A 22499-nucleotide genomic window follows, 5' to 3' on the forward strand; every position below is an offset into this window, starting at 1 on the left:
GCCACTTCAGATTACAATCGGGCCTGGATGGCAGCTCTGTGAGCACAGGGTAAACCCGTGCCTGCAATATGAAGTATAAAGGATATAAGTGTGCCATAATCCCGCCGCCAGGCCCAGACAGTGTCTGTTACTGCCGCTCAATGTTTTATCGTACAGAGTAAGGAATATCGATGATACAGCCCCTTTCAGGCGCCGGTGCGCATCCTCCGGGTGAACCTCCCGTTGGCCGCCCTCAGACCGCGCCTCAGCCTCTGACACCACAGCAGCGCACCGTGCTGGAGCGTCTGGTGACCCGTATCATCGCCCTGAGCCAGCAGCCCGGAGCCGGAGTCTGGGCCGCGCTAAAGCACGATTTGGGCATGAACAACGATCAGCCGCTACTGGCGCGTCACTTTCCCGCCGCCGAGCAGAATCTACAGCAGCGTCTGAGTCAGGCACAGGTCCGTCATGAGCCGCGTCAGGTACTGCAACAGCTCACCGTGCTACTCCAGCACGGCAATAACCGCCAGGCGGTGAGCGATTATATCCGCCAGCAGTTCGGGCAGACGGTGCTGAGCCAGCTTACGCCGGACCAGCTCAAACAGGTGCTGACCCTACTACAGCGCGGCGAGCTCTCTATCCCCCAACCGGTACAGCGCCCGGCCACCGAGCGCCCGCTGCTGCCTGCCGAGCATAACGCGCTCAATCAACTGGTGGGTAAGCTTTCCGCCGCCACCGGGGAGTCGGCGAAGCTTATCTGGCAGTCGATGCTGGAGCTGACCGGCGCAAAGCATGGAGCCCCCATAGCTGCCCGCCACTATGCGCCGCTGACCACCTGGTTACAGGCCCGTCTGATGCTGTCCCGCGAAAGCGCCCCGACTCTGCATAGCCTGCAGGCAGCGCTAAAGCAGCCGCTGGAAAGCAACGAATGGCGGGAGATCGGCGATTACGCCCGACAGCAGTATGGAGCTCTGCCCAACAGCATACTGACGCCGCCCCAGGTGCAGGATCTGTTAAATCAGCTCTTAATGCTGCGTTGCGATCGCGTTCGTAAAGAAGTCTCCCACCGTCAGGAGGAGCATGTCCGGCAGGAGGTGCTGTTCGGCCCCATTATGGCGCCGCTGAATCAGTTGAAGGAGCGCCCGGGCCTGGCGCTGATCGTGGTGATTGCGGTTATCGCGTTACTCTGGTTGATGCTGTGAAAAGGCGCCCTTCGGGGCGCCTTTCAGTTAGCGACGAAACGCCGCCAGCGTGACCGCTATCCCCAATAACGCACTGATAGCGCCAGCAAGAAACACGGAAGGATATCCCATTGATGTGGCCAGAAGGCCAGTCAGCGGTCCACTCACTCCGTAGGCGATATCCTGGAATGCGGCATATCCCCCTAACGCCGTGCCCCGCACCTGCGGCGCCACCCGTTTCACCACCTCAACGCCCAGCGCCGGAAAGATCAGCGAACACCCACAACCGGTCAGGGCCGCGCCGGTCAGCGCAATCCAGGCATTAGGCGCCTGCCACAGCAGCGTCAGGCCAATGGCCTCTATCAGCAACGACACCACGGCGACCCGCACTCCGCCATAGCGATCCGGCATCCAGCCGAACAGAATACGCATCAGTACAAAAGCACAGCCAAATGCCGTCAGGGTAAAGCCCGCCATCGGCCAGCCGCGGCTGACAAACCACAGTGAGACAAAGGTACCAATAACCGCGAAACCTACCCCCTGAAGCGCCAGACCAATGCCCTGGGGCCAAATCTGCCCCACCACGCTCCACAGCGACGGACGCTCGCCATTATGGGTCGGTACGCGTCCCACGCCGGCATTAAATAACAGCGCCACCAGCGGCAACGCAACCGTCGTACCCGCCAGCGCCGCCACACCGAAGTGGCTGTGGATCCATAATCCCAGCGGTGCCCCCGCCGCCAGCGCGCCGTAAATCGCCATACCGTTCCAGGACATTACCTTACCGGAGCGTCGGGGCCCCACCAGTCCCAGCCCCCAGGCCAGGTTGCCGGTCAACAGCTGACTTTCGCCAAAACCGAGGATCAGACGCCCCACCACCAGCAGGGCAAACTTCGCCGCCGTCGGCACTGGCAGGATCGCCGCCAGCAGCCAGGCCAGCCCGGCCAGCCCACAGGCCAGCATGCCCTGCATCACCGAACGTTTGGCGCCGCGCTGATCCGCCAGTTTACCGGCATAGCCGCGAGTCAGTACCGTGGCCAGGAACTGAATCCCTACCGCCACCCCGACCAGGGTATTGCCGTAACCCAGATCCTGATGCACAAACAGCGGAATCACCGGCAGCGGCAATCCGACGGTCATATAGGTCAGAAAAACGGCAAAGGCGATACGAAGCAGCGACAGATTTTCTGATTGCGAGGCTTTTTTGCTTTGTTCTATGGCAGACATACTGCTGACTCCATCTGCTCCGGACGTAAAAAAGGCCGCTCGTGCGGCCTTTTCCATTCAGTACCTGAATCAGGCGCTGTATTTACGCATCACCAGCGTGGCGTTAGTGCCGCCAAAGCCGAAGCTGTTGGACATCACGGTGGTCAGCTGCTGCTCGGTCGGCTCGGTGACGATGTTCAGGCCTTTCGCCTGCTCGTCCATCTCTTCAATGTTGATGCTCGGCGCGATAAAGCCGTGCTCCAGCATCAGCAGCGAGTAGATAGCTTCCTGAACGCCTGCGGCCCCCAGGGAGTGACCGGTCATGGCCTTGGTGGCGGAGATAGCCGGGGTGGTATCGCCAAAGACTTCGCGGATAGCCCCCAACTCTTTCACGTCGCCGACCGGTGTGGAAGTACCGTGGCTGTTCAGATAGTCGATAGGGGTATCCACGCCATCCATCGCCATCTTCATGCAGCGTACCGCGCCTTCGCCAGAAGGTGCCACCATGTCGGCACCGTCGGAGGTCGCACCGTAGCCAACAATCTCGCCGTAGATATGAGCACCACGCGCCAGCGCGTGTTCCAGCTCTTCCACCACAACCATACCGCCACCACCTGCGATAACGAAGCCGTCGCGGCTTGCATCATAGGTACGGGACGCCTTATCCGGCGTGTCATTATATTTGGTGGAAAGCGCGCCCATGGCATCGAATTCACAGGCCATTTCCCAGCACAGCTCTTCGGCGCCGCCGGCAAATACGATGTCCTGCTTGCCCAGTTGGATCTGTTCGACCGCATTGCCGATACAGTGTGCGGAAGTTGCACAAGCGGAGCTGATGGAATAGTTGACGCCGTGGATTTTAAACGGAGTCGCCAGACAGGCGGAAACCGCAGAGGCCATCGCTTTAGTCACGACATACGGACCCACCGCTTTCAGGCCGCGCGGGCTGCGCATCGCATCGGCGCCGAACACCTGAGATTTAGAGGAGCCGCCGGATCCGGCAATCAGGCCCACTCGAGGGTTGTTCTGATAAACCTCGTCTTTCAGACCGGCATCTTCAATGGCCTGCTGCATGGAGAGGTATGCATAGATGGAGGCGTCGTTCATGAAACGGACCACTTTGCGGTCGATCATGCCGGTGGTGTCAAGTTTAACGTTGCCCCATACGTGGCTACGCATTCCGGAATCGACAAATTCCTGAGAGAAAGTGATCCCTGAGCGTCCTTCACGCAGAGATGCCAGGACTTCCTGCTGGTTATTACCGATGCTGGAAACGATGCCCAGGCCAGTAATCACTGCACGTTTCATTCAATACCTCTTTGCAAGTCAATGCACGATTAGTCATTTCGAGTCGCACAATAGCGTACACTTGTACGCCGAACAAGTCCGATCAGAGAATTAGTCGGGAAATTTGCGCACTCTTACACACATCGTTAAGATCGTTCTACTGCCTGTCAGACGAGCAACTTACGTGAAACAATCCTCTATACAACCGGCCAACCTCCACTTTAACGAAGAGGGTACACCTGTATCCCGAGAATTCGATGACGTCTACTTTTCTAATGATAACGGACTAGAGGAGACGCGCCATGTGTTTCTGGGGGGAAATCAGCTGCCGGAGAACTTTGCGCAGCACCCGCGTGAGCTGTTTATCACCGCCGAAAGCGGCTTCGGCACCGGGCTCAATTTTCTGACGCTCTGGCAGGCATTTAACACCTTTCGCGCCGCCCATCCCGAGGCAACGCTGAAGCGTCTGCACTTTATCAGCTTTGAAAAGTACCCGTTGACCAGGGACTCCCTAACTCGCGCACATAGCCACTGGCCCGAGCTGGCGGAGCTGGCTAACCAGCTTCAGAACAGCTGGCCGCTCCCCTTCTCCGGCTGCCACCGACTACTGCTGGATAATGGCCAGGTCACGCTCGATCTGTGGTTTGGTGATATTAACCAGACTATGTCACAACTGGATGACAGCTATCGCAATCAGGTCGATGCCTGGTTCCTTGACGGCTTCGCGCCTTCGAAGAATCCGGATATGTGGGTACCGGAACTATTTCACGGCATGGCGCGACTGGCACGCCCCGGCGCCACGCTCGCTACCTTTACCGCTGCCGGGTTTGTGCGGCGTGGTTTACAGGAGGCGGGCTTTGCCATGGCGAAACGCAAAGGATTTGGCCGCAAGCGTGAAATGTTAACCGGTACGCTGGAAACCGCCCCGCCAGGGCATGGGCAAACCCCGTGGTATCACCGCCCCCCAGCCCAGGGCCGGGAAGCGGCGCTAATCGGCGGCGGTATCGCCAGCGCGCTACTGGCGCTGGCGCTGCTCAGGCGCGGCTGGCAGATCACGCTCTACTGTGCGGACGATTCCCCGGCGCAGGGCGCTTCCGGCAACCGCCAGGGGGCACTCTATCCCCTGCTCAACCCCGGAGATTCCGCGCTGGCGGGCTTTTTCCCCGCCGCGTTCACCTTCGCACGCCGACTCTACGACGCCCTGCCGCTAACCTTCGAGCACGACTGGTGCGGCGTAACCCAACTGGCCTGGAATGAGAAGAGTCGCAACAAGATCGCCAAAATGTTGACCACAGGGCTGCCGGACGCCATCGCCCGGGGCCTGAATAGCGGAGAGGCTGAACAACTGACTGGCGTGGCGACCGGCTGCGGCGGTATCAGTTATCCGCTGGGAGGCTGGCTGAATCCGGCGCAGCTCACCGCCGCCGCCCTCACGCTCGCTGTGGATAGGGGGTTGCAACTGCACTACCGCCGTCAAGTGGCCGATATCCAGCCTTCCGGTGACGGCTGGATGCTTCACTTCGCCGACGGCAAAACAAGCCGCCATCAGGCGCTGGTACTGGCCTGCGGTCATCAGATCGGCCGTTTTGCCCAGAGCGAGGCGCTACCGGTTTACCCGGTTGCCGGTCAGGTCAGCCATATCCCCTCAACGCCAGCGCTGGGCGCATTACGCCAGGTGCTGTGCTACGACGGCTATCTGACCCCACGCAGTCCGGGCTTTGACCAGCACTGCATTGGCGCCAGCTACCACCGGGGCGAAACCAGCACCGACTATCGGCCAGACGACCAGCAGCAGAATCGCCAGCGTCTGATCGACTGCTTCCCCGAAGCGCAGTGGGCCAGGGAGGTCGATGTCAGCACCGGTGAAGCGCGCAGCGGCGTACGCTGCGCCACCCGCGATCACATGCCGATGGTGGGCGCCGTTCCGGATTTTAACAGCACGGTCTCCCGCTATGCGCATCTGGCTGAACAGGCGACAACGCCAGAGCGGGTGGAAAATGCGCCGGTTTATCCGAATCTGTTTGTTCTGGGGGCCCTGGGATCGCGGGGACTGTGCAGCGCGCCGCTCACGGCCGAAATTCTGGCGGCGCAGATGAGCGGCGAACCGCTGCCGCTGGAGGCCACAACCCTGGCGGCGCTGAATCCGAATCGGTTATGGATCAGGAAGTTGTTAAAAGGGAAGGCCCTCTCCCTCTCCCCAACCCTCTCCCAGAGGGAGAGGGAGTAGGTTGATACCGTCTTTGGGTTCCCTCTCCCCTTGGGAGAGGGTCAGGGTGAGGGGAATTACTGTGCCTTCGCCTTCTGGAACAGACGGTCCCACATATCCAGTACCAGCGCCTGATCCGGGGGCGACAGCTCGCCCGCACCGATCGCCTTTTCCAGGCTTCCAGCCACGGTGGCATAGACCGCGTCCGGCGAGTGATCCTCGCCGTGTTCCAGTTCGGCTACCGCCAGCGTCAGATGGCCGCGCAGATAACCGCTGGCGAACAGTTCATCATCACTGGCGTGCTCCACCATATCGTCAATTAACGCCAGAATGCTTGCTTCAAAATCCGCGATCATCGCTTTTCCTCATCATAAAACTGTCGCTTACCGGAAATCTTCCGGCCACGGGAACTGCTCAGCCGCCAGAGGCGGCGTATGGTAATAGTGACGCAGGGCGTCGATAAAGCGCGCCGGTCGCGCCGGGATCCCCTGCTCAAGATACGCCATCACCTGGCCATGCACCCGACGCTGGAAGGCAATGCGATCCGGCTCGACATCCCCTTCCAGGTTGTCACAACTGACGTTAAAGGGATAACCCGCCGCCACGCAGAACAGCCAGTCCAGCGCCTGCGGTTTCACTTCGACATCCTCAAAGCGGCCCTGGGTCTGCGCATCGCGACCGTCCGGGCAGTACCAGTAGCCAAAATCCACCTGCTCACGACGTTTGGCGCCCGCAATACACCAGTGAGAGATCTCATGCAGGGCGCTGGCGTAAAAGCCGTGTGCGAAGATAATACGGTGATAACCGATCTCTTCATCTGCCGGAAGATAGATCGGTTCATCATCGCCTTTAATCAGACGGGTATTAAATTCATCGAAAAAACAGCTATCGAACACGTCGATAAGCTGCTCATAGTGGTGTTTCATCGTGTTATGCCATCCCCAGCCAGTGGAGGAATTCCTGTCCATGACTGTCATACAACAGTTTAGCGCTCATCACCGCGGAGACGACCACGATCATCGGGCGAATCAGCTGCTGTCCTTTGCTTAATACCAGGCGCGAGCCAAGGCGGGCGCCGCAAAACTGCCCGGCCATCATCACGAAGCCGGTCCCCCAGACCACCTTGCCGCCGATAATAAACAGCAGCAGGCCGCCCAGATTCGAAGTGGCGTTCAACACCTTGGCGTGGGCCGTGGATTTCGCCAGGTTAAAACCGCACAGGGTAACGAACGCCAGCGCGTAGAAAGAGCCCGCGCCGGGGCCGAAAAAACCGTCGTAAAAACCGACCATACCCCCCGCCACCAGGGCGAATGGCAGACCGTACAGCCTGCGCTTACGATCCTCTGCGCCGATTTTCGGCATCAGCAGAAAGTAGAGGCCGATACCAATCACCAGCAGCGGCAAAATCTGACGCAGGATATCCGACTGAACGTGCTGCACCAGCAACGCGCCGCTGGTAGAGCCAATAAAGGTCATCAGAATATTCAGCTTCTGATCGGCCAGGTTCACCACCCGACGCCGGATAAAGTAGAGGCTGGCAGAGAGCGATCCCCCGCAGGCCTGCAACTTATTGGTAGCCAGCGCCTGAGCAGGCGACATACCCGCCGCCATCAGGGCAGGAACCGTTAACAGTCCACCGCCCCCGGCCAGGGCATCGATAAAACCGGCCAGAACAGCCACGAAAAACAGCACCACCAGAAGCAGTGGTGACACCATAAACCATTCCATTTTGCTCTCCTGTTATAGCAGGTGTCTATCCAGCAGGGCCTGACAGGAAGGCGGCGGCGGTGGCGGCGTCTTCTTCTTGTGGGGCTGACTACCAGGCTTCGGTGGCTCGAACCAGCTCTGCAGTTCGTAGCCGCAACCGTCACCCGGCGGTGGCGGAGCCTGCTCTTCACACTCCAGGCTATCTGCCGGGCAGCGCAAACGGACGTGCATATGGGCGCGATGACCAAACCAGGGGCGAACCTTGCGCAGCCAGTCGCGATCGGCTCCGGCATCTTCGCATAACCGCTGCTTGATGGCCGGGCTCACGAAGATACGCGTGACTTCGTCGTCCTGAGCGGCGAGCCGCACCATGGTGCCAAGCTGTGGCTGCCAGCGGGAGGAAACCACCCGCTTACCGTCAGCGGAGACCAGATCGAGCGCCTGGGGTCGCAGCAGCTGCGCGCTGGTCCAGCGATAGTGCGGCAACTGCAGGAAGATATCGACGTCCAGACCGGTCTGGTGGCTGGCGTGGCCGCTGCTAAAACGGCCACCGGCCGCCATTCCCATATCCCCCACCAGCATGGTGCCCAGATTGTCCTGATGCAGTTGACTGCTCAGGCGCTGAATAAACGCCACCAGATGCGGATGACCGAAGTAGCGACGCTGGTCGGTACGCATCACCTGATAGTTATCTGATTCCAGCGGCAGCGGATGAGCGCCGATAATACAGCCGTTAGAAAAGGTGCCCACTGACTGCGGGCTTCCGGCGATAGGATGGGTGATTTTCTGCCACGGCGTAGCGGCCGTGGCGCCCGCGCACATTAGCGCGCAGGCCAAAGCGATAAGCGGTTTTTTCATGGCTTCACCAACGCGGCAATGGGCTGACAACATCGCCGTTCTGGCCGCGCTGACGCAGCAGATGATCCATCAGGACGATGGCCATCATCGCCTCTGCGATAGGCACAGCGCGGATCCCGACGCAGGGGTCGTGACGCCCACGGGTTACCATTTCCACCTCTTCACCAGCGCGATTCAGGGTACGGCCTGGCACCATAATGCTGGAGGTTGGCTTCAGAGCCAGACTGGCCAGGATCTGCTGACCGCTGCTGATACCGCCCAGCACGCCACCGGCGTGGTTGCTCTGGAAGCCCTGATGAGTAATCTCATCGCGGTTTTCGCTGCCGCGTAAGGCGATAACATCGAAACCGTCGCCAATCTCCACCCCTTTCACCGCGTTGATGCTCATCAGCGCGTGAGCGATATCGGCATCCAGCCTGTCGAAAACCGGTTCGCCCAGCCCGGGCGGAACATTATCCGCAACAACGGTCACCTTCGCGCCAATAGAGTCGCCTTCTTTCTTCAGGCCGCGCATCAGCTCGTCCAGCGCGTCGATTTTCGCCGGATCCGGGCAAAAGAAGGGGTTCTGTTCAACCTGGGACCAGTCTTTGATCTCCAGCGGAATATCGCCCATCTGGGTCAGACAGGCTCGAATCTCAATGCCGTGTTTCTGCGCCAGATACTTTTTGGCAATGGCCCCCGCCGCCACGCGCATGGCGGTTTCCCGCGCCGAAGAGCGACCGCCGCCGCGATAGTCACGCAGGCCATATTTCTGTTCATAGGTGTAATCAGCGTGGCCGGGACGGAACAGATCCTTAATGGCGCTGTAGTCCTGGGAGCGTTGGTCGGTGTTTTCAATCAGCAGGCCGATGCTGGTGCCGGTGGTGACCCCTTCGAAGACACCGGACAGAATCTTCACCTGGTCCGGCTCGCGGCGCTGGGTGGTGTAGCGCGAGGTGCCCGGGCGGCGCCGGTCCAGATCGTGCTGCAGGTCGGCTTCGGTCAGCGCAATGCCCGGCGGTACGCCGTCTACAATACAGCCCAGCGCCGGACCGTGGGATTCACCGAATGTCGTTACGCGAAAGAGTTGTCCAATACTGTTCCCTGCCATCACGGCTCCTTACCGTTGTCGTCGTTGTATTTGAAGAGGAGCGGATTCATTGCCCGCTCCCGTCTGTTGTTTTGCGTTTAATCTTTATAGATGCCGAAATGTTCACGGGCGGCGATTAGCTGCTCTTTGGTCAGCATAAAGACCCCATCGCCGCCGTTATCGAACTCAAGCCAGGTAAAGGGCACGTCCGGATACTGCTCCATCATATGCACCATACTGTTGCCCACTTCGCAAATCAGCACGCCGCCGTCGTTAAGGTAGTCCGGAGCACAGCCAAGGATGCGACGCGCCAGCTTCAGGCCATCACACCCCGCCGCCAGCCCCAGCTCCGGCTCGAAATGATATTCGCCCGGCAGGTCACCCATATCTTCGGCATCGACGTACGGCGGATTGGTGACGATCAGGTCATACTGCACCTTTGGCAGATCGCGGAACAGATCGCTGCGGATAGGCGTGACATTATTTTGCATGCCGTGCTCGTCAATGTTGCGCTCGGCAACCGCCAGGGCATCCAGGGAGATATCCACGGCATCCACTTCGGCTTCCGGGAAGGCATAAGCACAGGCGATGGCGATGCAGCCGCTGCCGGTGCACATATCCAGTATGTGGCGCGGCTCGTGGCCAATCAGCCCGGCGAAGCGGCCATTAATCAGCTCGCCAATCGGCGAACGCGGCACCAGCACGCGCTCATCCACATAAAATTCATGCCCGCAGAACCAGGCTTTGTTGGTCAGGTAGGCCACCGGAATACGCTCATTCACCCGGCGGATCACGCGTTCGACAATGCGGTGGCGTTCGCTGGAGGTCAGGCGCGAAGTGCGCATATCCTCAGGGATATCCAGCGGCAGGTAGAGGGTAGGCAGAACCAGCTGTACGGCTTCGTCCCAGGGATTATCGGTGCCGTGGCCGTACCAGATATTGGCGGCGCTAAAGCGACTGACGGCCCAGCGCAGCATATCCTGAATGGTATGCAGCTCGCTGACTGCCTCATCAACAAAAATTTTATCCACATTGCCCTCCGCAGGCCGATAGCGCATTCTTTCCGGCTGCTAGTTTGCCATGAACGCCGCGACAAATCAGCACTCAGACAGATAAAGCGACAACGGCTTTTATTAACAGTCGATGAGAAAATGCTAAAATCCACGATCTCCATCGAGTATGAGAACGTTATGAACAAAAAAGATCCACTTAACCCCGAAGATAAGGCGCTGTTCCGGGAGCTGATGCGCGGTACGCGCAAGCTTTCCCAGGACACGGTCGTGCACCGTCCGCTGCGCAAAAAAAGCAGTGAAGTGCCGACCAAACGTCTGATTCAGGAGCAGGTGGATGCCAGTCACTACTTTTCAGACGAATTTCAGCCTCTGTTGTCAAACGATGGCCCCATGCGCTACGTGCGCGAAGACGTCAGCCACTTCGAACTGAAAAAACTTAAGCGGGGCGACTATTCGCCAGAGCTGTTCCTCGACCTGCACGGCCTGACTCAGTTGCAGGCTAAACAGGAACTGGGAGCGCTGATTGCGGCCTGTCGCCGCGAGCACGTCTGGTGCGCCTGCGTGATGCACGGTCACGGCAAACATATTCTGAAACAGCAGACGCCACTGTGGCTGGCGCAGCACCCTCACGTTATGGCCTTCCATCAGGCACCGAAGACCTGGGGTGGCGATGCCGCGCTGCTGGTGCTGATCGAAGTGGAGGAGTGGCAGCCGCCGGAGCTACCGTAGCGGCAGACCGGTGCTATAAATGACCGAAGCCGCACAGAGGCGGCTTCGGGGGCGCAGATCGGAAGATATGCGTCAGGCCAGAGGTCAGATAGCCTTCGGCATTTTCAGGTTGCAGGGACTCATCTGCCAGTCGAATTTCCCCTGTCCGGTTTCGGCATCCAGCGTGACGCTGGCGATCGCCGAAGTACAGAACATTGGCGGAGTTTCCCCCGGGCAAAGCTCTGATACCAGATACCCCACCAACGGCAGATGTGAAATCACCAGCACCGAGGAGACGCCCTCGTTTGCCAGGATCTGCAACCAGGCGCTGACCATGGCGGGATCGCCGCAGGGGGTCAGCTCCGGCATGACTTCTACCTGGGACAGGCCGGAGAGCGTCTCACGCACCACATCCAGAGTCTGTTCGGCTCGCAGATAGGGGCTTACCAGAACACGTTCGATATCCACCTTTTGACCTTTTAACCAGGTCGCCATTTGACGGGATTCATCACAACCACAGTGGGTTAGCGGACGAACCGAGTCACTGGCAGCATCGAGTGCCGCGTCGCCGTGACGCATGATAAAAACTTGCATATTGCACCGCTTTTGTTAACCAGAAACGCCGACCTGCACGGTTAAACAGGATCATCTGTTAACTGCGCGTGGTCGACGGCCGGGCATTGTGCCTGATCCATTTTTCGAATGAAACGCTGTCTTTTACCTTAATGGTGTAAGTGTAGTCAATGACTGATGACAAAACAGCCAGCGCAACATTCAAGCCTTGCCTGACGCTTCAATCAGTTACCTCTATTCAGACTCCCTCCTGCGGTTCAGGGTTCCCCTGACCGGTGGCTTTTTCCCGCTGTACCCGAGCGCGCAGCGCCTGACAGGGGCTAAAACGTTCGCCAAAACGTTCCGCCAGTTGTTCCAGTTCCGCCACAAGCGTGCGGGCCCCCAGCCTGTCTATATAGTGGAAAGGCCCCCCCAGAAACGGCGGGAACCCCAGCCCGAAGACCGCGCCGACATCACCATCGCGCGCGCTGCGCACTACCGATTCATCCAGACAGCGCGCAGCTTCGTTCAGCAACATCAGCATACAGCGCCTGGCAATGGCCTGAGCGCTCTGCTGCGCCGCTGGCGTCACGCCAAGAAGCTGGTAGATAGCCGGATCGGCCCTCTTGTTCCTGCTTTTACCCCCTTTGGCGGGATAAAGATAGAAGCCACGGCCATTTTTGCGCCCTTTGCGATCGTCGTTCAAAATTGCTGCAATCGTTTCAGGTGGACTAAAGCGACTGCCGAAAGCCTGTTCCAGTATCGGGATGATCTTAGTTCCAACATCGATACCCACTTCATCCAACAGCTGTATCGGCCCGACCGGGAACCCGGCGGCGGTCAGAGCTTCGTCGATATGCTCCACCGGCTCTCCTTCGCTCAGGCAGCGCAGCGCCTCATTAATATAGGGCGCCAGGATGCGGTTTACGTAGAAACCCGGGCGATCGGCCACCACTATCGGGGTTTTCCCCTGACGCTTCGCCAGCCAGACCGCGGTGGCGAGCGTCGCTTCGTCGGTTTCGGCATGGGGAATCACCTCTACCAACGGCATTTTTTCCACCGGACTGAAATAGTGCAGCCCGATCACCTGCCCCGGGCGTTGGGCCCCGGCGGCAATCTCGCTAATAGGCAGCGACGAGGTGTTAGAGGCAAAAATCGTCTGCGGCGCCCCGTGAGTTTCGACCTCCGCCACCATCTGACGCTTCAGGGCCAAATCTTCGAACACCGCTTCAATCACCAGATCCCGTTGGCCAAAGCCGCTGTAATCGGTAGTGCCAGTGATAGACGCCATCTGCGCATTGCGCTGCGCTACAGTTAACTGACGCCGGGTGACCCGGGTCGAAAGCTGCTGCCACGCGTGCTTCAGCGCGTGATGAATCCCCTCTTCCCGGATGTCGCGAATCCTGACCGGCAACCCGACCCGGGTGGCGGTCACATACGCGATACCACCCCCCATCAGGCCGCCGCCCAGTACGCCAACCTGCCTGACGGGTAGCGGCATCGCTTTACTGGCAGGATCTTTTTTCATCAGGGTACTAATAAAAAACAGGTGGCGCAGCGCCGCAGATTCAGGCGTCATCGCCAGTTCGCCAAAGGCTCTGGCCTCTTCGTCGTAGCCCACGGTGTCGCTCTGAGTCAGCCCCGTATGTACCACTGCCTGAATGCGCTGCGCTGCCGGGTAGTTATCCCGGGTTTTGCGCCGGGTCTGCTTTTCCACCATGCGAAACAGTAACGCTCGCCCCAGCGGCCCGGTCAGCAGTCGTTCCCGTATCGGTAAGGTACGACGCGGTGCATTCTCATTCATAATGCGCGCTACTGCGCTGTCGAGAAGAATACTTTGTGACACCACCTCATCCACCAGTCCCATCTTCAACGCCTGCTTCGCCCGCAACTGGCGGCCGGTCAGCATCAGCTCCAGCGCCCGGCTGGCGCCCACCAGCCGCGGCAAACGCTGGGTTCCTCCGGAGCCCGGCAACAGCCCAAGTTGAACTTCCGGCAGCCCCAGCCGGGTGATCTCGTCGTCGCTGCATACCCGCTGCTGACAGGCCAGCGCCAGCTCCAGGCCGCCTCCCAGGCAAGGGCCGTGAATCGCCGCCACCGTGGTCACCGGCAAGGCGGCAATCTCATCCATTAACTGCTGCCCCTGACGTGCCAGCGCTTCGGCCTGTTCGACACTCTGACAACCGGCAATCATGTTGATATCGGCACCGGCGATAAAGTTATCCGGCTTACCGGAGATAAACACCACGCCAGCCAGATCGGGGTTTTCCCTTAGCTTGCACAGCATAGCGCGCACCTCATCGGCAAAATCGATCCTGAGGACGTTCATCTGCTCGCCGGGAATATCAATGGTGATGACGGCGACATTATCCGGGCGTAGCGTCAGGGAAAATGCGGAGCCTGTTTCCATTATTCGACCTCCAGAACCATGGCGGTACCCAACCCCCCCGCCGCACAGGCGGTGACCAGCCCCAGGCCGCCGCCGCGCCGCCGCAGTTCATTCAGAGTTTGGGTTATCATGCGCGCACCGGTGGCGGCAAAGGGGTGCCCGTAAGCCAGCGAGCCCCCCAGCACGTTAAACTGACTGCCGTCCACCTCGCCGGTGGCCCGGCAGCGCCCCAGAACATCCCGGGCGAAGCGGCTGCTTGCCAGCATCTTCAGGTTACAGAGCGCCTGAGCGGCAAAGGCTTCATGCATATCGAACAAGGTTAAATCCGCCATAGCGATTCCGGCCCGCTCCAGCGCCAGCGGTGTGGCCCAGGCCGGGCCCAGCAACATATCCTGACGAACATCCAGCGCGCGAAAGGCGTAACTGCGAAGAAAACCCAGCGGGGTAAGCCCCAACTCCCGGACCCGGGATTCGGTCATCATCACCAGCGCCGCCGCACCGTCGGTCAACGCCGAACTGTTTCCGGCGGTGACCGTACCGTGGTGGCGATCAAAACTCGGGCGCAACCTGGCGTAATCCTCCAGTCGGGAATCCTGGCGAATGCCATTATCGCCGCTGACCGGCTCCCGCCACGGCGGGACGTACGCGGTCATCACCTCCGGTTTCAGCAGCCCTTCCTGCCAGGCCCTGGCCGCCAGCTGATGTGAGCGATGCGCAAAGGCATCCTGATCCTCACGGCTGATGCCGTGTTTTTTTGCCATCTGTTCCGCCGAATCCCCCATCCTCAGGCCGGTGGAATATTCCGCTACCGCCGGTGCCACCGGCAGCAGATCCCGGGGCCGCAGATCCGCCAACAGCTTCATGCGTTGCCCCAGACTGCGCGCGCGGTTGAGATCCACAAGCGTAGCCGCCAGCCGTTTGCTGACGCCGATGGGCAACACCGAAGCCGAATCGGCACCGCCGGCGATACCGGCACGAATCGTTCCCGCCATCAAGCTTTCCGCCACATTGGCCACCGCCTGGAAACTGGTGGCACAGGCGCGGCTGACGCTGTAGGCATCGGTCTCTACCCGCATGCCGGTCCCCAGCACGATTTCACGGGCGATATTGGGCGCTTCAGGCATCTGAATCACCTGGCCAAAGACCAACTGTTCAATGGATTCGGGGGGAATTTCACTACGCGCCAGCAATTCCGCCACCACCATCCTGCCCAGATCGAGCGCCGACAGCGCACGGAGTGTCGTCGCCTGGCGGGCGAATGGGCTACGCAGACCGGCGACAAATGCAATACGCTCCCCCTGGCGGGTGACCAGCGGTCCGGGTTGATTCATAACGCTCCCTTGTTTTCCTGGCGTAATTTTTAAAGAGGTCTGACCTGATATCAGTGTTAACCAGAAAGCGGCATTCAGCCAGGAGCGGCGACGGGAAAATGCGAGTCAACGCACGGAAAGATGAAGAAAAAAGAGCCCTCCGGGATGGAGGGCTTATAAGAGGGATTAACGCAGGCCGAGCTGGAAGATCAGTGCTTCTGCCTGGCAGGCGAAAACGAAATCGACATCCATGCGCACGCCTTCGGCTTCTTCGGTGAAGCGCGGCGTAATCTGGCAGGGTTCAGATTCGGCCTGACGCGCTTTGGCCGTCAGTTCCGCCAGCATCTTTTCAGCTTCGGCTTTGGTTGCGAATACCCGGCTCCAGGAGGCGGTGCAGTCAGTGTTGTCCATGACGGTGCCAACATCAACGCAGCAGCAAACCGGAGTTTCATCAGCACTGCATTTGCTCATAATCATTTCCTCTGTTTACGCACCCGAAGATGCGCCGGTAGATACTGCGAATATTTTACGCCCCGTCCCCGTCCCTCTCCAGTTGAGAATGTCGGAATACCGCTTACGTGACAAAAATCACAATTAAAAATGATCTAAAACAAAAAATGCCCGCCAATGACCCCGTAATCCCCCGGGAAATTGCCAGCCAGATCTCGTTTCGTTAATTACAATTGAAAAAAATCGTATACATAACTGCAACATTCCTGCTGGTCGTACCATACTCTCGCCACTGGTCTGATTTCCTCGCAGTACCACAGACCCTACACTTCGCGCTCCTGTTACGGCATGTAACATTGTTTGAATAAAAATAAATTATGAGGTTTTGGTCATGAGCCAGAAAACCCTGTTTACAAAATCATCGATAGCAGTCGCAGTGGCACTCATCTCAACATCCGCGTGGTCTGCCGGCTTTCAGTTAAACGAGTTCTCTTCCTCAGGCCTTGGTCGCGCCTATTCGGGGGAAGGCGCCATCGCCGATAACGCGGGCTCTGCCAGCCGCAACCCGGCAACCATTATGATGTTCGATCGTCCGAGCTTTTCCGCCGGGGCCATCTTCGTCGATCCGGACGTGGATATTTCCGGCACCTCTCCTACCGGCAACAGCCTGGACGCGGATAACATCGCCCCCACCGCATGGGTGCCGAATATCCACTTCGTGGCACCGATTAACGAACACTTCGGCTGGGGGGCATCACTGACCTCCAACTACGGTCTGGCCACCGAGTTTGCCGATAGCTATGCCGCAGGCACTATGGGCGGTAAGACCGACCTGGAAACCATGAACCTGAACCTGAGCGGCGCTTATCGTCTGAACGAGCAGTGGAGCTTCGGACTGGGCTTTAATGCCGTTTACGCCCGGGCCAAAATTGAGCGCTATGCCGGAGATATGGGCCAGATCGCTGCGGGCTCCGGCATGCTGCCGCCTGCACAGGCTGGTATGGTGGCGAACCTGCCCTACGATACCCAAATCGCCCGCCTTAAGGGTAACGAATGGGGCTTTGGCTGGAACGCCGGTATCCTGTACGAACTGGATAAAAACAACCGCTACGGCCTGACCTACCGTTCCGAAGTGAAGATTGACTTCGACGGCGCCTATAAGAGCTCGCTGCCTTCGGCCTATAACCAGATTCTGGGCGGTTTCGGTTTGCCGATGGGCACTGACGGCAGCACCGTGGATGGTGCTCTGACGCTTAATCTGCCAGAGATGTGGGAAATTTCAGGCTACAACCGGGTCGCGCCTAAATGGGCTATTCACTACAGCATGACCTATACCAGCTGGAGCCAGTTCCAGGAGCTGAAGGCCAAAGGACAAGGCGGGCAGACCCTGTTCTATAAGCATGAAGGCTTTAAGGATGCATGGCGCGTGGCGTTGGGTACCACTTACTATATGGACGATAACTGGACCTTCCGCGGCGGTATCGCCTTCGATGACAGCCCGGTTCCGGCTAACTCCCGCTCCATCTCTATTCCGGATCAGGATCGTTTGTGGCTTAGCCTGGGCACCACCTACGCCTTTAACGAGGATGCGTCGGTGGATGTGGGCGTTTCCTATATGCACGGTCAGCACGTCACCATCAACGAAGGTCCTTACACCTTTAAATCTGACGGTAAAGCCTGGCTGTATGGCGCCAACTTTAACTACCGCTTCTAAGGCGCGGTACAATGAAGGCAAAAAGGGGTGAGCATGGCTCATCCCTTTTTTATTCCCGGAATCCGGATCCTGGAAAATAATTAAGCGCATCGACAACGGTGCCCTGAACATTTAAACGTAGCGAACTCTATATCAACCAGCACGAGTCGTAAAAGGTATTGCGGCTGGACAGCGATAAAAACAGCGGATCGTTTTCCGCCCGCGCCAACAGCCTGCTGTTATCCCCGGATAGTGAAATGCTGTAAGTTTGTATCCAAATCGCATTAGTTACTAACCAACGCTTTCTTATACGAAATCACTCTTTAATTTTTAACCAGAACCCTCCCATTGTGGCAGGCAATAAGTAAAGAGAACAACGTGCTATCACCCATGTTACAACGTAAAATTATATTATCTGTTGCCCAAATTCCGAAAATAGCGTCATAATAGAGGGATGGGTAGTGTTTTCGCTGCGCTCCTTACTATAGCGCTCCGAATGTTCGCCGCGCATTTTTATATAATTAATGAGTCAGGGATGGTAGCAATCATGGAAAGCCAGCGACGATATATCCTTATTAATGAATTAAGAGAAAGAGCCTGTGGTATATGTAAGAAAACGAATCTTAATGAAATGATTATGATTCACGAGATGATGCTCAGTACATTCTACACCCGAAAGCCGTTATTTTACAAAGTATTATTTAAGCATCATCGTTTCTATGTCTGTTCAACGATTCTGGCGATTTACTATCGTAATAAATCCAGCGCAACGTTAAAGCAAGTTAAGCACTTCATTCTCAAAAGAAAAAATTTGATGAGTGCCAGCGCCCTCAACGCATTACTGATACAACTTCGGGTCTCCGGCCGCCTGGAAACCTGCCGCCGCAACGACAACCGCCGCGAAAGTCTGTATTCCCCTTCAACCAGCCTTCTCCAGGAAGCGTTTGAGCTGATCCAAAGCATGCTTAAACCCTACGAAATTCTGAACAGCACCGTTTCTTTACACTATGCGCGCAATGCGGAAAATTTTATCCCCCATTTCCTGCTTCGTTATAGTGATTATATTTTAAATTATATTACTATCGTAGATATATTACCTGAAGTTGCACTCTTTATTGAGAAAGATGCTGGCCATATGATCATGCTAATCATATACCGGGAATATGTTCAACAAAATAGCCGCTGTATTATGTTATCCAGCAAGAAAATTGCTCAGTATGGCCACGTTTCACGTTCTCACGTCTGTAACGTATTACGAGAGGCGCAGGAAAAAGGTTACCTGAAAATTCAGAATAACCTTTCCATACTGCTGTCTGAAAAATTTATCTCGCTGTTTCGTCTGTATTTCTCGATTTATATGGCACTGGTGCTCTACGCGACTGACGAAAAGACGCATTAATCACGATACGCCAGCAGCCAGATCGATAACGCGATCGGCGCTGGCGATAGTCGAAGGTCGATGTGCGATAAAAATACGTGTAATACAGAGGTCACGAATGGCCTGGTTGATTTTCGCTTCATTATCCAAATCCAGATGGCTGGTCGCTTCGTCAAGAAACAGAATGCCTGGCTGACGATACAGCGCACGCGCGATTAGCAGGCGTTGCTTCTGCCCGCCGGAGAGATTTCCCCCCAGTTCGCCGATCAAGGTTTCATACCCCATAGGCATATGCATTATCTCATCATGAATATTGCAAAGACGAGTACACTCCTCGATCCTGGCATAATCTCTATATTCTTCAAAACTGCTTATATTGTCAGCAATAGAGCCGGCAAACAGCTTATCGTCCTGCAAAACGCAGGCGATACTATGTCGATAGTTATTCAATCCAACGTTATTAATATCCAGCCCATTGGCGATAATGCTTCCCTCGGTCGGTTTCAGTAATCCTGACATCACTTTCATTAGCGTAGTTTTTCCCACCCCCGACGGGCCGACTATCGCCACGCTTTCCCCGGCTTTAACCGTAATATTCAGCCCGGAGAAAATCGGGCGGGACAACGCATCATATTGAAAAGCGATATTCCTGGTACGAAACTCGATGGGTTCATTAACCGCCGCCAGCTCTCTTTCCGGTTGTTCCTCCTCTGGCTCGCTGAGCACAATATCCGCCACGCGCTCATTATGCAGCCCCAGCAGCCTCATCTGTAAAGCAATATTAATCAAATTGGCGGTTCGATCGGAAAACTGACTACGATAGGCGCTAAATGCCACAAACATTCCCAGCGTCATTCCTCCATCAATAACCATTGATGCCCCAAGCCAGAGGATCGTTATCTGGTCGACAGCGCCGATAAAGTTGACAATGCCTCCAAACAACATGTCCAATCGCGTGGTACGAATTCGCGCATTGGCGCTATCAATATTCAAATTAAGCCAAAACCGTGAGCGTAACCCGGTAATCCCCAACGCCTTTAATGTGCTAATTCCATACAGCGTTTCCATAAAATGTGAACTAGCTTTAGCCTCCTTCACTATCTTCTCTTCCCAGGCCTGACGATAGCGATTATAAGTAGAAATACGCAAAATCATATAAAATAGCGTAAATGCGCAGACAACCCACACCAACCAGCCACCATAAAGCACCATCATAATAAATACGCCCGTAGCGACGATAATATCAATAATGCTGCTAACCAGGTTTTCCGTTAGCGTCTGACGAATTATATCCAGTGACCCGATTCGTGATTGAATGTCACCCAAACGACGCTTTTCGAAATAGTCCAGCGGTAGCTTCATTAAATGGTCGAATATTCCACTCTTCCACTGAACATCAATGACCGAGGCCATAACCAGAGTGGTCCATGCCCGTAACGTACCAATAAATGTACGGCACAGGATAAAGGCCAGCAGTCCGATACAGATTAGCGAAAGCAGATGGTGATCTTCTGCAATAATCACATGATCCATGACCAGCTGAGTACCAACCGGAATAAGCAAGTTAATGGCTTCGACCAACAGACTGAAGCAGAAGATCTTGCTTAATGCCCCAGCCAGCCCGTGAATATTGCTCATCAGATCCCGCAACCGCATCTTGCTGCGGGATTTTTCCTTTGAGAACCCTTTAACCGGCCACAGTTCGAGAGCTACGCCAGTAAAGTGTCGGGAAAGTTCGGCAAGCCCTACGACCCTACGACCAAACGCCGGATCGTGGATTACAAAGCGGTTGCGGCGAGCCGAAATCAGTACCACGAAATGGCACATATCCCAGTGCAGGATACAGGGCGTTCTGAGCTGGCGAACTTCGTTAAGATCCAGCGACAGCGCTCGGGTCTTAAGATTAACTTTACCGGCAATATCCACTAACAGGCCAAGCGTCGCACCATGCGAAGAGATTCCGAATCGGTGACGCAAATTGAATAGATCGACATCCATGCCATAGTAGCGGCAAATCATAGTCAGACAGGCTAACCCACACTCTGCGCTTTCAGTTTGCAGTATCTGAGGTACCTTTCTTATCAGAGCAAACTGTAGCCGGTTATAAATTCGGGCTAATAGTGACTTATCCATTTACTGGCCCCATCAGACTATTCACAACATCATAGAAAGGCGAAAGAATCCATTGATAAAGAGGCCGTCGCTCAAGAAATACCGTAGCCTGAGCTTTCATTCCATTTGTCAGCCTCAACGTACGCCGTCTATGATCGAACTCAATATTCACAATCGCCTTATAAAAAGGTTCAGCCATGCCGTTCTGCTGAATTTTGGGGGGATTACTGTATGACGCCAGTTCCTGAGGTGAAGCGGGCACGCTGGAAACGGATACGATTTCCCCGGAAAACTGACCAAACTTCTCATAGGGAAAAGCTTCATAGCGAATATTTATTTTATCCCCAACACCAACATAAGGAAGGCTGCTATCAGGCAACCAAAGAATCAGGAAATAGCCCTGGCTATTTTCCGGTACAATTTGCGCCAGGCTGTCCCTATTATTAACCATCTGCCCCTGGGTCACGCTCAGAGACTCTATTCTGCCATCGAGAGGCGAGCTAACCAGCAGCGTTCCTGTCGCATCCATTTCCGCCAGCTGGCGCCGTAGGTTACTTAACTGGTACTGATTCTGGGCAATTTGGTTATCAAACCCGGTCGCTTTAGTGACGATATCGTCTTCCAGACTGATTATCTGCAAACTTTGCTGAATTAGTTGGGTATTCAGATTCTGATAAACGCTTTGCTGTTGATAGTACAGATAACGTTGATTTGTTAACTGATCATTATTAATCAGGCCGCGGCGCTTATAATCAACATAATTTTCCATGGTCAGTTTCATGTCTGCCATGCCCTTTTTCGCATTATTAACAACCCGGTATGATTCCTGCAAGGCGTTCTGATACTTCGCCAACTGCTCTTCCATATGCGCTAAGGTACTTTTTTTATTGACTTCCAGCTTACGAATAATATTTTCAACAATAAGAATTTGTTCGCGCATCGCCTGAATAACATTTTCACTGACATTACCAGAGCGGGTCGTTCGACTAACATCGATTTGATAGAGTGAATCACCTTTTTTAACCCACTCACCAACCTTCACCCGGGCATGACTAATAAACCCCTGGCCGGGTGAAAATATATTTACGGCTCTTGGCAAGGAGGTCACTTCTCCGTTAACATTGATCCTTCGCGTGTAATCACAAAAAATAATCACTGACAGTAGTACACCGATAAAAGCACAGGTTAAGAACATCACAACCCATCCTGGATAACTCGATAGCAGCAATGCCTGTCCAAGCCATCTGGCTTTCGCATTTTCAAGCGCTTCCTGGCGAAACAACCCTTTTTTACTCATAAAATACCGGCATTTTTCCTGAAAGTACGAGGCTTAAACAAAAGGGAACTTTATGCCCGTAACTACAAAAAAGTTTAAGAAAAAAACATTTCTCTTATTTAAAT

19 protein-coding genes are annotated in these 22499 nt (G+C 56.0%); 5 read left to right on the forward strand and 14 right to left on the reverse strand.

Annotated features, from left to right (window positions below; all coding sequences use genetic code 11):
- The first annotated feature begins 170 nt into the window (after positions 1 to 170).
- A complete protein-coding gene (flk, locus tag FEM41_RS22555; protein WP_138098665.1) occupies positions 171 to 1181 on the forward strand; it encodes a flagella biosynthesis regulator Flk in 1011 nt (336 codons plus the stop codon).
- A 27-nt stretch (positions 1182 to 1208) separates the two neighbouring features.
- On the opposite strand, the gene FEM41_RS22560 is transcribed toward flk, so the two are convergent.
- Positions 1209 to 2387, reverse strand: coding sequence for an MFS transporter (locus FEM41_RS22560; protein WP_138098667.1), 1179 nt, complete (start codon positions 2385 to 2387; stop codon positions 1209 to 1211).
- 69 nt (positions 2388 to 2456) lie between these two features.
- On the reverse strand, positions 2457 to 3674 hold the full coding sequence (gene fabB, locus FEM41_RS22565; RefSeq protein ID WP_138098669.1) for a beta-ketoacyl-ACP synthase I: 1218 nt from the start codon (positions 3672 to 3674) through the stop codon (positions 2457 to 2459).
- Positions 3675 to 3837: 163 nt separating this feature from the next.
- Here fabB and mnmC point away from each other — a divergent pair, with 163 nt between their 5' ends.
- The gene (mnmC, locus tag FEM41_RS22570; protein WP_168198848.1) at positions 3838 to 5880 is read left to right on the forward strand and encodes a bifunctional tRNA (5-methylaminomethyl-2-thiouridine)(34)-methyltransferase MnmC2/FAD-dependent 5-carboxymethylaminomethyl-2-thiouridine(34) oxidoreductase MnmC1; all 2043 of its coding nucleotides are present in this window, start codon (positions 3838 to 3840) and stop codon (positions 5878 to 5880) included.
- Positions 5881 to 5936: 56 nt separating this feature from the next.
- Here the strand turns inward: mnmC and FEM41_RS22575 are convergent, their stop codons facing one another.
- The 6 genes from FEM41_RS22575 to prmB all read right to left on the reverse strand — a co-directional run bounded on the left by FEM41_RS22575 (position 5937) and on the right by prmB (position 10524).
- Positions 5937 to 6215, reverse strand: coding sequence for a YfcL family protein (locus tag FEM41_RS22575; RefSeq protein ID WP_138098673.1), 279 nt, complete (start codon positions 6213 to 6215; stop codon positions 5937 to 5939).
- Between the two features lie 27 nt (positions 6216 to 6242).
- Positions 6243 to 6785 (reverse strand): elongation factor P hydroxylase, encoded by a 543-nt coding sequence (locus tag FEM41_RS22580; protein WP_138098675.1) that lies wholly within the window; start codon positions 6783 to 6785, stop codon positions 6243 to 6245.
- A 4-nt stretch (positions 6786 to 6789) separates the two neighbouring features.
- Positions 6790 to 7587 (reverse strand): sulfite exporter TauE/SafE family protein, encoded by a 798-nt coding sequence (locus FEM41_RS22585; protein WP_138098677.1) that lies wholly within the window; start codon positions 7585 to 7587, stop codon positions 6790 to 6792.
- Between the two features lie 12 nt (positions 7588 to 7599).
- Entirely contained in the window at positions 7600 to 8424 is an 825-nt protein-coding gene (mepA, locus tag FEM41_RS22590; protein ID WP_138098679.1) for a penicillin-insensitive murein endopeptidase, read from the reverse strand.
- Positions 8425 to 8428: 4 nt separating this feature from the next.
- Positions 8429 to 9514, reverse strand: a complete 1086-nt coding sequence (gene aroC, locus FEM41_RS22595) for a chorismate synthase (protein WP_138098681.1) — start codon at positions 9512 to 9514, stop codon at positions 8429 to 8431.
- Between the two features lie 77 nt (positions 9515 to 9591).
- The gene (gene prmB, locus FEM41_RS22600; RefSeq protein WP_138098683.1) at positions 9592 to 10524 is read right to left on the reverse strand and encodes a 50S ribosomal protein L3 N(5)-glutamine methyltransferase; all 933 of its coding nucleotides are present in this window, start codon (positions 10522 to 10524) and stop codon (positions 9592 to 9594) included.
- 159 nt (positions 10525 to 10683) lie between these two features.
- Here prmB and smrB point away from each other — a divergent pair, with 159 nt between their 5' ends.
- The gene (gene smrB, locus FEM41_RS22605) at positions 10684 to 11235 is read left to right on the forward strand and encodes an endonuclease SmrB (protein WP_138098685.1); all 552 of its coding nucleotides are present in this window, start codon (positions 10684 to 10686) and stop codon (positions 11233 to 11235) included.
- Positions 11236 to 11319: 84 nt separating this feature from the next.
- Here the strand turns inward: smrB and sixA are convergent, their stop codons facing one another.
- From sixA to FEM41_RS22625, 4 genes are all read right to left on the reverse strand, one after another.
- A complete protein-coding gene (gene sixA / locus FEM41_RS22610; RefSeq protein WP_138098687.1) occupies positions 11320 to 11808 on the reverse strand; it encodes a phosphohistidine phosphatase SixA in 489 nt (162 codons plus the stop codon).
- 217 nt (positions 11809 to 12025) lie between these two features.
- Positions 12026 to 14176, reverse strand: a complete 2151-nt coding sequence (gene fadJ / locus FEM41_RS22615) for a fatty acid oxidation complex subunit alpha FadJ (protein ID WP_138098689.1) — start codon at positions 14174 to 14176, stop codon at positions 12026 to 12028.
- Positions 14176 to 15486: an acetyl-CoA C-acyltransferase FadI gene (gene fadI, locus FEM41_RS22620; RefSeq protein WP_138098691.1), complete on the reverse strand. Its 1311-nt coding sequence runs from the start codon at positions 15484 to 15486 to the stop codon at positions 14176 to 14178. Before fadI ends, fadJ begins: the two co-directional genes overlap by 1 nt.
- 165 nt (positions 15487 to 15651) lie before the next feature.
- Positions 15652 to 15936, reverse strand: coding sequence for a YfcZ/YiiS family protein (locus FEM41_RS22625; RefSeq protein WP_138098693.1), 285 nt, complete (start codon positions 15934 to 15936; stop codon positions 15652 to 15654).
- 370 nt (positions 15937 to 16306) lie between these two features.
- Between FEM41_RS22625 and fadL the strand changes: the two genes are divergently transcribed.
- Positions 16307 to 17629: a long-chain fatty acid transporter FadL gene (gene fadL, locus FEM41_RS22630; protein WP_168198849.1), complete on the forward strand. Its 1323-nt coding sequence runs from the start codon at positions 16307 to 16309 to the stop codon at positions 17627 to 17629.
- A gap of 514 nt (positions 17630 to 18143) precedes the next feature.
- Entirely contained in the window at positions 18144 to 19007 is an 864-nt protein-coding gene (locus FEM41_RS22635; RefSeq protein ID WP_138098697.1) for a hypothetical protein, read from the forward strand.
- Here FEM41_RS22635 and FEM41_RS22640 read toward each other — a convergent pair whose 3' ends face one another.
- Positions 19008 to 21119, reverse strand: a complete 2112-nt coding sequence (locus tag FEM41_RS22640) for a peptidase domain-containing ABC transporter (RefSeq protein ID WP_138098699.1) — start codon at positions 21117 to 21119, stop codon at positions 19008 to 19010.
- Positions 21112 to 22395, reverse strand: coding sequence for an HlyD family secretion protein (locus FEM41_RS22645; RefSeq protein ID WP_138098701.1), 1284 nt, complete (start codon positions 22393 to 22395; stop codon positions 21112 to 21114). The genes FEM41_RS22640 and FEM41_RS22645 overlap by 8 nt, the downstream gene beginning before the upstream one ends.
- Positions 22396 to 22499: the final 104 nt, after the last annotated feature.

The sequence above is a fragment of the Jejubacter calystegiae genome (assembly GCF_005671395.1).
Classification (GTDB): Bacteria; Pseudomonadota; Gammaproteobacteria; order Enterobacterales; family Enterobacteriaceae; genus Jejubacter; species Jejubacter calystegiae.